The organism is Hahella sp. KA22 (assembly GCF_004135205.1).
Classification (GTDB): domain Bacteria; phylum Pseudomonadota; class Gammaproteobacteria; order Pseudomonadales; family Oleiphilaceae; genus Hahella.
The window spans coordinates 1,977,603-1,989,424 of record NZ_CP035490.1; the positions used below are offsets into that span (position 1 = coordinate 1,977,603).

Annotated in this window: 12 protein-coding genes; 8 read left to right on the top strand and 4 right to left on the bottom strand. The window is 53.8% G+C overall.

The window, feature by feature from the left end; translation table 11 throughout:
- The first annotated feature begins 3 nt into the window (after positions 1 to 3).
- The 8 genes from bioF (at position 4) to EUZ85_RS08870 (ending at position 8,976) form a co-directional block, all read left to right on the top strand.
- The gene (gene bioF, locus EUZ85_RS08835) at positions 4 to 1,194 is read left to right on the top strand and encodes an 8-amino-7-oxononanoate synthase (protein ID WP_127968948.1); all 1,191 of its coding nucleotides are present in this window, start codon (positions 4 to 6) and stop codon (positions 1,192 to 1,194) included.
- Positions 1,187 to 1,894 (top strand): alpha/beta fold hydrolase, encoded by a 708-nt coding sequence (locus EUZ85_RS08840; protein WP_127968949.1) that lies wholly within the window; start codon positions 1,187 to 1,189, stop codon positions 1,892 to 1,894. Before bioF ends, EUZ85_RS08840 begins: the two co-directional genes overlap by 8 nt.
- Before the next feature lie 19 nt (positions 1,895 to 1,913).
- Positions 1,914 to 2,753, top strand: coding sequence for a malonyl-ACP O-methyltransferase BioC (gene bioC, locus EUZ85_RS08845; RefSeq protein ID WP_164887208.1), 840 nt, complete (start codon positions 1,914 to 1,916; stop codon positions 2,751 to 2,753).
- 3 nt (positions 2,754 to 2,756) lie between these two features.
- Entirely contained in the window at positions 2,757 to 3,443 is a 687-nt protein-coding gene (gene bioD, locus EUZ85_RS08850; RefSeq protein WP_127968951.1) for a dethiobiotin synthase, read from the top strand.
- A 128-nt stretch (positions 3,444 to 3,571) separates the two neighbouring features.
- Entirely contained in the window at positions 3,572 to 3,820 is a 249-nt protein-coding gene (locus EUZ85_RS08855; RefSeq protein WP_127968952.1) for a flagellar biosynthesis protein FlgE, read from the top strand.
- Positions 3,821 to 3,867: 47 nt separating this feature from the next.
- Positions 3,868 to 4,848, top strand: coding sequence for a putative metalloprotease CJM1_0395 family protein (locus tag EUZ85_RS08860; RefSeq protein WP_206618029.1), 981 nt, complete (start codon positions 3,868 to 3,870; stop codon positions 4,846 to 4,848).
- Between the two features lie 376 nt (positions 4,849 to 5,224).
- On the top strand, positions 5,225 to 7,024 hold the full coding sequence (locus EUZ85_RS08865) for an acyl-CoA dehydrogenase C-terminal domain-containing protein (RefSeq protein ID WP_127968953.1): 1,800 nt from the start codon (positions 5,225 to 5,227) through the stop codon (positions 7,022 to 7,024).
- A gap of 161 nt (positions 7,025 to 7,185) precedes the next feature.
- The gene (locus EUZ85_RS08870) at positions 7,186 to 8,976 is read left to right on the top strand and encodes an acyl-CoA dehydrogenase C-terminal domain-containing protein (protein WP_127968954.1); all 1,791 of its coding nucleotides are present in this window, start codon (positions 7,186 to 7,188) and stop codon (positions 8,974 to 8,976) included.
- Positions 8,977 to 9,066: 90 nt separating this feature from the next.
- Here EUZ85_RS08870 and EUZ85_RS08875 read toward each other — a convergent pair whose 3' ends face one another.
- From EUZ85_RS08875 to lptE, 4 genes are all read right to left on the bottom strand, one after another.
- Positions 9,067 to 9,714 carry an endonuclease gene (locus EUZ85_RS08875; protein ID WP_241566997.1) on the bottom strand — a complete coding sequence of 216 codons (648 nt, stop codon included), beginning with the start codon at positions 9,712 to 9,714 and terminating at the stop codon, positions 9,067 to 9,069.
- Positions 9,715 to 9,899: 185 nt separating this feature from the next.
- Positions 9,900 to 10,166 carry a hypothetical protein gene (locus tag EUZ85_RS08880; RefSeq protein WP_127968955.1) on the bottom strand — a complete coding sequence of 89 codons (267 nt, stop codon included), beginning with the start codon at positions 10,164 to 10,166 and terminating at the stop codon, positions 9,900 to 9,902.
- Positions 10,167 to 10,273: 107 nt separating this feature from the next.
- Positions 10,274 to 11,290, bottom strand: a complete 1,017-nt coding sequence (holA, locus tag EUZ85_RS08885) for a DNA polymerase III subunit delta (protein ID WP_127968956.1) — start codon at positions 11,288 to 11,290, stop codon at positions 10,274 to 10,276.
- A 9-nt stretch (positions 11,291 to 11,299) separates the two neighbouring features.
- Positions 11,300 to 11,821 carry an LPS assembly lipoprotein LptE gene (lptE, locus tag EUZ85_RS08890; protein ID WP_127968957.1) on the bottom strand — a complete coding sequence of 174 codons (522 nt, stop codon included), beginning with the start codon at positions 11,819 to 11,821 and terminating at the stop codon, positions 11,300 to 11,302.
- Between the last annotated feature and the right edge of the window lies 1 nt (position 11,822).

Consider the following 11,822-nt stretch of genomic DNA (forward strand, 5'->3'; position numbering starts at 1 on the left):
CTCATGTCTAAATGGGGGCATCTTGCGCAGACGCTGGCGGCGCGGAAACAGCAGGCTCTTTACCGCAGCCGCTTGACGATAGACAGCCCGCAAGCGCCTCGGGTTATGATTGAGGGCCGAGAATATCTCGCCTTCTGCAGCAATGACTATTTAGGGTTGGCCAACGACCCTCGCGTCATCGCCGCCGCGCAGCAGGCCCTGAGTGAGTATGGCCTTGGCGGTGGCGCTTCTCATCTCGTTATCGGTCACCATCGCGCCCATCATGAACTGGAGTTAGATCTGGCCGAATTCACGGGGCGCGATCGCGCCTTGCTATTTTCAACCGGTTATATGGCTAACCTTGGCGTGGCGTCTGCACTGTTGAGCAGAGGCGACTACGTCATTGAGGACAAACTCAACCATGCCTCGCTACTAGATGCGGGGATCTTGTCTGGCGCAAAACTGCTGCGCTATCGCCATGCAGACTCAGAGCATCTGGCGTCGCGGTTGGATGAGGTGGGCGACAGCCGGGCCCTGGTGATCACGGATGGTGTATTCAGCATGGACGGAGATATTGCTCCGTTAGACGTCATAGCCCGGATATGCCATAGCAAAGACGCCATGCTGATGGTGGATGACGCTCACGGTTTTGGCGTGCTGGGAGCCGAGGGCGGAGGGTGTGCGGCCCATTTTGGGTTGAACCAGAGCGATATCCCAATTCTGATGGGAACACTTGGCAAGTCCTATGGCGCAGCCGGGGCCTTTGTCGCCGGCCCGGAAGAACTGATTGAAACACTGGTGCAATTCGCCAGAACCTATATTTACACAACTTCCATGCCCCCGGCGATCGCTGCTGCGACGCGCGTCAGTTTACGTATCAGTCGTGAAGAATCCTGGCGTCGTGAACGATTGAATGAATTGGTGGTGCGCTTCCGTAAAGAGGCAATAGGAATGGGCTATCAGCTGGAGGCCTCTTCCACTCCGATACAACCCATTTTAATAGGCGACGCGGCTACAGCGATGGAGTTGAGCCAAGCGTTACGCCAAGAAGGCATTCTGATAACGGCAATTCGCCCTCCAACGGTCCCAGCAAACACCTCGCGACTACGCGTGACCTTTAGCGCCGCCCATACAGATGATGACCTGAACCAATTATTGGAAGTCCTCTATAGATATCGTGGCGCCGCCATTGTTACTGGAGCGGTGAATGCTTGACGGATGCTTTGAGTCAGTTCATCTGATTGGCGGTTGGGCGCAACCGCAGTCGGCGCTGGGGCCTCTGGAGCAGGCATTTGGCGGCGCTTCATTGGTTACGACCTGGACGCTGAATGATTCCTATGTTGCGCTTGCTACCCAGCTATCCGCCCAGTGGAATGAGCGAACCCTTATCGTGGGATGGTCGTTAGGCGGTTCTTTGGCGATTCGCAGATTGGCTGAGGAAAACAGGATGGTGGCGGGTTTGGCGTTGGTGGCTTGCAATCCATTTTTCTCTGGTGACGGTTGTTGGCCCGGCGTCGGCCTGGAATTGCTCGATAGCTTCGCGGAAGACTTGAAAGCGGATCGTGGACGATTACTGAGGCGCTTTAATCTGTTGCAGACCCAAGGCGCCACTGCGGCGCGAGCGCAAGCTCGACAGACTTTAGGCTTCGCCTCTGAAATTGAGTCCTGGTCAGATCAACAGTTGAGCGCATCTCTGGAGTGGTTGCGGAGCTGGGACCTGCGTGATGAATTAGCGCGCCTTGATATCCCGGTCGTTCACTTTCTAGGGGAGGCGGACGCGATTGCCCCGGTAGATCTGGCGCAACCCCTTCAGCAAAATTACCCCGCCCACCAAGTGAAAATAATCAGTGGCATGAGCCACTTCCCCGATGCAGAGGCAAGCCGTTTCATTGCGGAATGTCTGCAGTCAGGATGAAAAAGCGTGGACCAACTCGATGAATCATGCAGTAACGTTTAAATCCATTGTGTCGACTTCCTCTTTTGCTGATTTGGAGCGTGGCGTCATGGATAAATCCAAGGTAGCTGAGTCGTTTAGCGCCGCGGCTGCGACCTATGACCTCTTGGCGGGCATGCAAAAAGAAGTGGGCGAAAGCCTAGTGTCGCTCATCCGAGAAAGTGCTCCACAGGATATTATCGATGTGGGGTGTGGTACGGGATGGCTGACTCAGCGTCTGAAGAACTGCTTTCCGGAAGCGAGATTGTGCGCTTATGACCTGTCGCCAGGGATGATTGAGTACGCCCGTGCGCATCACGGTGATGTTGCGGCGCTCTGGGCTGTGGCTGATATGGAGTCGCTACCTGTGGCGGACGCCAGTCAGGATCTTGTGTTCAGCAATATGGCGATGCAGTGGCTGGACGACCCCCGTGTTTGGTTTGCTGAAGCGAGCAGAGTGCTTCGGCCGGGAGGGCGACTGATTTGCTCCACATTGCTGACGCAAACGTTGTTTGAGCTGGAGCAGGCATGGGGTGGAGTGGATGGAGATAGGCACGTCAACCGTTTTCTGGACGCGGAACAGATCGCTGAGGCGGCGGCTTCCTGTGGATTGCAAGGAGAATGTAGAGAATCCCTGCATGTGCGTTTTCATGACTCCGCACTCGGTGTTATGAAAGAGCTTAAAGGCATTGGCGCCCACAATATTCAATCGGAGCGCCCGCAAGGCCTGACTGGCAAGCGACGGCTGCGACAGGTGCTTGAAAACTATGAAAAATGCAGACAGGAACAAGGGGTGCCCGCCACCTATCATGTTGGGGTCTGCGTATATAGCAGGATCTAATTCATGGCGAAGACTTTTTTTGTAACAGGGACGGATACAGAGGTTGGCAAGACCTTTGTATCGGCTGCGTTACTGCATGCGGCTGGTGCCCAGGGGAGGCGTACACTGGGCTTGAAGCCGGTTGCCTCCGGTTGTGAGCAGACCCCGGATGGACTGCGAAATGAAGACGCACTGGCGTTGCTGCGCTACGCCACAGTGAAGCTTCCGTATGCTCAAGTAAATCCCATTGCTCTGGAGCCTGCGATAGCTCCTCATATCGCCGCGCAGCAGGCGGGACGCACTTTGTCTGCCCCTCGATTGGCTGGGCTGTGTCGTGGCGCCTTGATGACGCCTCATGACTTTTCTTTGGTTGAGGGCGCGGGCGGCTGGTTGACGCCCTTGAATCCGCGTGAATATTTAAGTGACCTCGCCGCAATATTGGATATTCCTGTCATTCTCGTGGTGGGCATGCGTTTAGGGTGCATCAATCACGCCTTACTGACCGTGGAAGCGCTGCGTGGTCGGCGCCTGAGGTTGGCGGGGTGGGTGGCCAATCAGTTGTCAGCGGAAGTCATGCCCCAACTGGCGGATAACCTTGAAACACTGAGCGCCAGAATTTCTGCGCCCTGCCTGGGCGTTATTCCCAGGGCGGAAGCGCCGGATAGTCCCAATGTTCAGACCTCCTTGCGGCTAGCTTCATTGTTTGACTGATGCATAGGCGCGCCAAAAGGTACGGTTGGGCTGCGACTTTGTGAAGAAATTTTGTCGCTGGTTGAAAATTGAACGAATTGATGGGTACAATCAAGGTTGAGTTAGTCTGATCGCCGAGTGGTAATGCGATGATTTCAAGCGTTTTGCAAAGCGGTGTGCAAGGTGTAAAGCAAAATCTCCAGGGAATGGAAAAAGCGGCGACTGAAATCGCCAAAGCAGGTCAACCCGCCGAGGATTCTGGTGAGGTGCGTACAGTCGACGATGTCGTTGAGTCCATTGTGGACCTTAAGCTGTACGAAAATGGCGTTAAAGCTTCGGCGAAAGTCATTAAAAGCGCCGACGAAACCCTGGGAACGCTACTGGATATCAAAGCCTGAGTAGTTGCGGTCGCGACGAGGCTTAGCGAGGTGAACGGGAGCATAAGGTGCAGGTAGCCGGAGCGGGACAACCCGCCATCAGTTCTGTTACCCCATACTCGCCTCCCACGAAGGTGAGCAGCTCCGCTGTCGCTATTTCCGACCTGGAATCCACTCTGCCTCCTGTCCAGCCATTGGAGCCCAGTGCGCCTTCTTCCTCCTCCAACTCTTTTCCTACTGTTATTTACAATCGCTTCGCGCAGACTTCAAGCGTGACGCCTCAGGTAGTCCAGCCTTCAACTACGGAGGCGGATGGGGCGGCGGTTGCTGGTCAGGAAGCTCCTGCTGTCGAGACCGTGCCTGTATCACCAAATGGTGATGGAGGAGAAGCGGTTGACCGTGTAATTGAGGGGGCGTCTGGAGCTATCCAGGAAGGTGGCGGTGAAGCTGGAGGGGCTTCCGCGCCTAGCCAGGATGAGCAGCCCAGGCGGTCGGCTACCGGCGACTCCGGTGGCGGATTGAGTGAAAGTGATTTAGCTGCAATCTCTCAATTGTCGCAACGGGATCTGGAAGTGCGGCAACATGAGCAGGCGCATGTGGCTGTTGGCGGCCTCTATGCAGGGGCTCCGCAATATTCTTACTCTCGCGGACCAGATGGGCGCTCATACGCCGTCGGCGGCGAAGTGCCGATTGATGTGTCGTCAGTGCCCGGTAATCCTGAGGCGACGATAAGGAAGATGGAGCAGGTCCGAAGGGCGGCGTTGGCTCCGGCAGAACCCTCTTCTCAGGATCGGTCTGTCGCAGCGCGTGCGACTCAGGCCATTTTGCAGGCGCGCTCTGAGCTTGTGCAGCAACAGTCGGATGGGCGCGCGGAGTTGCGGGCTGAGCAACAGCAGGAGCGTGAGCAGCGGCAGCAAGAAGAGGACAGTCGCGGTTCTTCCGGTGAGCGTGAAAGTGAAGCCATTCGCACCTATCTTGACCTGATTCGCATTGGGCAAGCTTTTGAGCAGGGGCTGCAACCCAGCATTCAATTGGATGAAGTGATCTAGACTCTCTTTACTGATTCTTAACCTTGCCGAGCGCTGGTTTGCGCCGCTTAGGCAAAGGCCGTTACTTACAAAATATTACTCATTTATCATTTCCTGACTTGTGTTTGTTATCGTTTGCTGTGTTGCATAACTATTTGTTTTTAAATGGTTTAATTTTATTTTGTAAGTATTGTTGCGTACGCCTCGATAAACGGCTATTAAAAATTGGAACTTTAACTCTAATCGTTCTTGACAATCCCCGTAAGCAAACGTATGTTTCAAACACTTGTTTGATATATCGGTGAGTATTGTGGCTCACTGTGAAAAAAATCCAGAACATGGAATAAAAAGTGGCGGCCTCGTGTTGCTGCGCCGAGTAGAGATTGAGGTAAACGTTATGCCGGAATATAAAGCTCCTTTACGCGATATCAGGTTTGTGATGGATGAACTGCTGAATGTGCAGTCTCATTACAAGGAATTACCGAGTGCGGAAATGACGACCCCAGACATGGTGGACGCAATAATCCAGGAAGGAGCAAAGTTCTGTGAGCAGGTCCTTTCCCCCCTTAATCGGGTGGGAGACGAGGAAGGGTGTACCTGGAGCGAAGACGGCGTAACCACTCCTACTGGCTTCAAAGAAGCTTACCAGCAATACGTGGAAGGCGGCTGGCCTTCAATGACTGCGCCAGAAGAATTCGGCGGACAAGGTTTGCCCGAGTCTCTCGGTCTGGTTATGAGTGAAATGGTCGGGTCATCCAACTGGGCTTGGGGGATGTACCCAGGTTTGAGTCATGGCGCGGTTAACACTGTCATCCTGCACGGCTCTGAACAGCAGAAGGCGGCGTATCTACCCAAACTGGTCAGCGGTGAGTGGACCGGCACAATGTGTCTGACCGAGCCGCATTGTGGGTCCGACCTGGGTATTCTGCGCTCAAAAGCTGAACCTAATGCTGACGGCAGCTACAGCATCACTGGAACCAAGATTTTTATTTCCGCTGGCGAACATGACATGGCGGAAAACATCGTTCATATCTGTTTGGCGCGTTTGCCAGACGCACCACAAGGCACCAAAGGCATTTCACTGTTCATCGTTCCCAAGTTCCTGGTGAATGATGATGGCAGTCTGGGAGAGCGCAACAGCGTAACTTGCGGTTCTATCGAACATAAAATGGGGATTCATGGCAACTCTACGTGCGTCATGAACTTCGATGGCGCCAAAGGTTACCTGATCGGGCCAGAGAACAAAGGCTTGGCGTGCATGTTCACATTCATGAACTTCGCGCGTCTGGGAACCGCTATTCAGGGCTTGAGCGCGTCTGAACTGTCCTTCCAGGGCGCTTTGACCTACGCAAAAGACCGTTTGGCCATGCGTTCTTTGTCGGGCGTGAAGAATCCAAATGGACCTGCCGACCCTATTATCGTACACCCTGACGTACGTCGTATGTTGTTGACGCAAAAGGCGTTCACTGAAGGTTCACGCGCACTGATTTATTACACCGCAGTGCAAGGCGATTTCGTTCACCATGGCGCTACTGAAGAAGTTCGCAATGAAGCAGACGAGTTGATGGGCTTCCTGACTCCAATCGCTAAAGCGTTCCTGACCGAAATTGGTTACGAGTCCGCTAACCTGGGAATGCAGGTTTATGGCGGTCATGGCTTCATCTCCGAGTGGGGTATGGAGCAGATCGTTCGCGACACTCGTATCGCGTTGATGTACGAAGGAACCACTGGTATTCAGGCGCTTGACCTGTTGGGTCGTAAAATCCTGATGACTCAGGGTGAATCACTGAAGCGCTTCACCAAGCTGGTTCATATGTTCTGCAAAGATCAGGCGGAAAATGCGGATATGAGCGAGTTCGTAGAGCCGTTGGCCAAGCTGAACAAAGAGTGGGGCGACCTCACTATGAAGATTGGTATGGCTGCGATGAAGAACCGCGACGAAGTGGGCGGCGCCTCTGTGGACTACCTGATGTACTCAGGCTACGCTGTGCTGGCGTATTTCTGGGCGCGTATGGCGCTGGTGGCGCAGCAGAAGCTGGCGGAAGGAACCACTGAAACTGGCTTCTATACGGCGAAACTGCAAACTGCCCGTTTTTACTTCAAGCGCATTCTGCCTCGCACTCTGTCTCATGCACAGTCCGCACTCAACGGCGCTAACTGCATGATGGATATGGAAGTGGAAAACTTTGCGTTCTGATTCCGTATAGGGACAAAATAAGCCCGCTGTTGCGGGCTTTTTTACATACCGATGCGAACCGGTATGTGGCCGGATTCGTAATAGCCAGATAATAGCGCGACAATAAACACAAACAGAAAGACATTCATTCAGACAAAGCGATTTAGCTCGAGGGAGTAACCATGGCTGATTATTCTGCGCCGCTTCGTGACATGCAGTTTCTACTCAAAGAAGTGTTTGAAGCCGATAAACTTTGGCTCAGCTTGCCGGGCGCGCGCGACACTGTTGACCCGGATACTGCGGACGCCATATTGGAGGAGGCCGCCAAAATAGCGTCTTCCTTGCTGGCGCCTCTCAACCGGAGCGGAGATGAAGAAGGTTGCCAATGGAACGAGGGAGTGGTGACGACGCCAAAGGGCTTCAAGGAGGCCTATAACACCTTTATCGAAGGTGGTTGGTGTGGGTTGGGCGGTAATCCCGACTTCGGCGGCATGGGGATGCCGAAGATGTTGGGCGCCCAGGTTGAAGAGATGGTGCAATCCGCGAATATTTCTTTTGGTTTGTACCCCATGTTGACGGCTGGCGCCTGTTTGGCGATCGATGCTCACGCAACTGATGAGCTGAAGCAAACTTATTTGCCGAACCTGTATTCAGGCGTATGGGCGGGCTCCATGTGTTTGACTGAACCACACTCAGGAACAGATCTGGGTATTATCAGAACCAAAGCCGAGCCTAATGGCGATGGTTCCTTCGCTATCACTGGCACAAAGATTTTTATTACCGGCGGCGAGCATGACCTGAGTGAAAACATCATTCATTTGGTATTGGCGAAGCTGCCTGACGCTCCAGCAGGTTCAAGAGGTATCTCTCTGTTCCTGGTGCCTAAATTCAAAGTTACTGAAGAGGGGGGCGTTGGTGAGCGCAACCCAGTGTCTTGCGGTTCAATCGAACACAAGATGGGCATTAAAGCCTCTGCTACCTGTGTCATGAATTTTGATGGCGCGCAGGGGTGGTTGGTCGGTGAGCCGAATAAAGGCTTGGCCTGCATGTTCACCATGATGAACTACGAGCGCCTGGGCGTTGGCGTACAAGGCCTGGCGGCGGCGGAGCGCTCATACCAAAACGCAGTTGAGTACGCGAAAGACCGTATTCAGGGGCGCGCCGCCACCGGTGTGGTTGCTAAGGAAAAAGCGGCTGATCCTATTATTGTGCATCCAGATGTGCGTCGGATGTTAATGACCATGCGGGCTCTGATTGAGGGCAGCAGGGCGTTCTCCACCTATGTGGCGAAGTATCTGGATATCTCCAAGTACTCTGACGACGCCGCTGCGAAACAGCACGCTGAAGCGATGGTGGCTCTGTTGACGCCTGTCGCCAAGGCGTTTTTGACGGATCGTGGTCTGGATAGCACTGTGCTTGGCCAGCAGGTCTTTGGCGGTCACGGCTACATCCGTGAATGGGGTCAAGAGCAGCTGGTGCGCGATGTGCGCATTGCACAGATCTACGAAGGCACTAACGGCATTCAGGCGCTTGACCTGATGGGGCGCAAAGTGGCGATGAACGGCGGTAAATTCGTCGAGCTATACGCTGGCGAAGTGGCCGACTTTATTGAGGCTAACCGCGATTGCAGCGAACTGCAGGAATTTATAGAGCCGCTGGCGGGCGTCCTTGAGCGTCTGTCAGATGTGACGGAGTATGTGTTGGAGACGGTTGCGCAGGACCCTAACGCTGTCGGCGCAGCCAGTGTTGAGTATCTGGATTTGTTCGGCTACGTCGCATTTGCGCACGTTTGGGCAATGATGGCGAAAGTAGCGATTGAGAAACAAGCTGGCGACAGCTCTGGTTTCTATGACGCCAAGCTGAAAACTGCTCGCTATTACTTCCGTCGACTTCTGCCGCGTACAGTGTCTTTGGCTGAGTCTATCAAGTCAGGTAGCGGCGATATGATGGCGCTGGATGTAGAGCAGTTTTAAATTGCACTGAGGAATAGCCGAAAAAGCCCGCGATGCGGGCTTTTTTTGTGGCTGTCTGACTCAAATGTGCGTCTAGGCTGTAAAGAAGCGTCAGCGGTTCTGCATGACTTGGTCGGCGGACTCGGGATGGGTAATAAAGGGGTTGCTGTTGCCCTGCAGCTCTCGAATCTGTATATCTCGAGCGATCTCCTCTGGAGTAGGAGGGTCGGCGCGTGACCAGCGTTTTAGTTGGTCCAGATTGCCGTATAAAGGCAGATTGTAAGTGGTGTGCATGTAAAGAAGGCTTCGAGCGATGTCGCCTTTTATGTCGTCAGGAGGGTCGATAATGCCGAATACCTGACGGATGCCGCACTCATTGGCTTTGACTTCATTGCCTAGCTCTTCAAATTTTGCCGCGCGGCGCTCTAGTTCAAAGCGGGCGTCTTCTGGGTAGATGTTGTGCAAATCAGACGCCATGCGGCGATATGCCTCGTTGTTCTCCCTGCATTGTCGAGGAGTGCCGCACTCCAGGTTGTCTCTGATCCAAAGCGATGAATAGATATAACTTTCAGTGACGAGGATGCTTTTCTTGCTGAACTCTTTTTTGCAAAAGAACGTCTTGCCGCCATTGGCGTACAGTTTGCCCCAGAATTCTTCCTTGAGTGTCTGTTTGGGATCGTTGAATTTGGTTTGGGCGTGGGTGACGTTAAGCAAGCCCGCCATGAAAACACCCAGTAGGACGGTGACTGTGTTCCTCATTTGCGGATCCGTAATCTGATTGTTTTTATTCGGTGATTCGCAGGGCCGCTGACATGGTCAGGGCTAAGCGGACCCATTTACACCTATATTACAAATTGTCAGCAAAGTACAGTGTAAACAGGGCCGCTTCCTATGATAGGGGGCCGGTAGCGGCTAAGCGTAGGGGGTTAACCCCAGGCTAGGGATTACTTGAGGCGATCTTTGATGCGTTGGTAACCGGAGCGTAACTCTTCGCCCATTTTCTTGGCGGTTTCGCTGACTTCTTTGCCGGTTTGGCCTGCTTCCTTGCCTGCCTGCTGCAGTTTGCCGACGAACTTATCCCAGTCTTTTTCAAGATCCTCCCACTCGTCCCGGACTTCCGCCTTGGCCAGATTCAGCTGTAGCCGCAACTCGTCCCTTTCCTGTTTAAGTGAGTCTTTGAGTCTTTTGATCTCGTCTTGCAGTGTGCTCATGCTTCATCTCTCCCGATGATTTAGGTTCCATTAATCATAGACAGCAACAGCGTTAACTGGTTGATCTGCATCAACCTGAGGGTGGCTTTCCCGTGGCGGGAGATCAATCAGGATGTGGATAATCCTGCGCCCGCCAGCTCCAATGCGGCGTAAGTCAGGGTAGACCAAACAGGAGTGCTATCCAAGCCTTTTATGGATCTGTCCGCGGCCTGACAGGCCTGGTGAATGTCTCGAAGGCGGGCGGCGTTAAAGCGTGGAATGAAGCGTTTGTACAGGGCCCAGCGATTCTTGAAAACTCTTTCCTTCTGCAGCGCCTGCTCCAGGCCCTGGGAAGTTTGCGAATGTTTGTAGAGTTTGGCGATCAGGCGCACCTCGCGGGCCAGAGACCAAAGCACGATGGTCGGTTCAAAGGATTCCGCCTGTAGCGTTTGTAGCACTTTTAGCGCCTGTTTGGGGTTGCGCTCCAGGCAGGCGTCCACCAGATTAAATACGGTGAACTTGTTGCTGTTGGATATGCCGCGCAGGACTTGCTCTTCGTCCAGATTGGCGTCGTCGGACAGTAGACGCAGTTTCTCCATCTCCTGTCGGGCCGCCAGTAAATTACCCTCAACATGATCGCATAATGCCTTTACAGCGCCGGATGTAGGAGTGAACCCTAGTTTGTGCAGTCGCTGATTTATCCAGTTGGGCAATTGATCGTGGCTGACCGGCCATACCTGAACGTGAAGGCTGTGCGTCTCAATGGATTTGAACCACTTTGTATTGAGAGTGGAGGACTCAATGCGATCACTGATGATCAGCATCAGGCAGTCTTCAGGTGGGTTCTCGCTAAAGGCGGCGAGACGTTTTTTGCCGCCATCATTTGGCAGGCTGTCCAGATGAATTTCCAGTAGCTTTTTTTCGCCGAAGAGGGAGAAAGACTGGGTGTGCTCATCAAGAGCGCTCCAGTCAAAGTTCTTGGGGGCGTGAAAGACGATGCGCTCGCTAAACCCCTGTTTACGGCTGTAAGCGCGAATCTCGTCGCAGGCTTCCTGGCGCAACAGTGGTTCATCCCCGCTCACCACAAAAACGGCGGGGGGATGTTTGTTCAGGTTGCTTTGCAGCTGCTCTGGTTTAATGCGCATGAGAAAAATTCAGTTCGCCGCCGGCGCCGAAGCTTGTTCGCTATATACCGCCAGACGATTGAGAATTTCTGTGGCGAGCAGCTTGTCCAGGTCGTCGCGGATGCTGTTCTCTTCTTTCTCTTTGCCAAGCACGCTGAGCTTGTCATATTGGTAAGACTGGAACTGCTGTAGCGACGTCGGTTGAATCAATGGCTCGCCTTGCGTGTCAGTCAGGCTGAAAGTGACTTTGCGGGAAAGCTCATATTCGGCGGCGTTGGCGCTGCTGTCCAGACTCACGGCGCGACGGCTGTTTTCAACGCTCCCGATCGCCAGGGTGGGAGCATCCGCTCCTCCCTCGCTGACCTGAACTGAGGCTTGCTGCAGGCGTTCGCGCACCTGTCCGCAAAGCACTCTGGCGTCGCCCTCCGGGCAGCTCAAATTGAGCGCCTGGAGAGACGAAGGGAGTTCCATCTGGCCGCGCAGATGAAAGCCGCAACCGCTGACGAGGAGGCTGGCCATCCCCGCCAAGATTAGTCTTATACCGATTCGCATC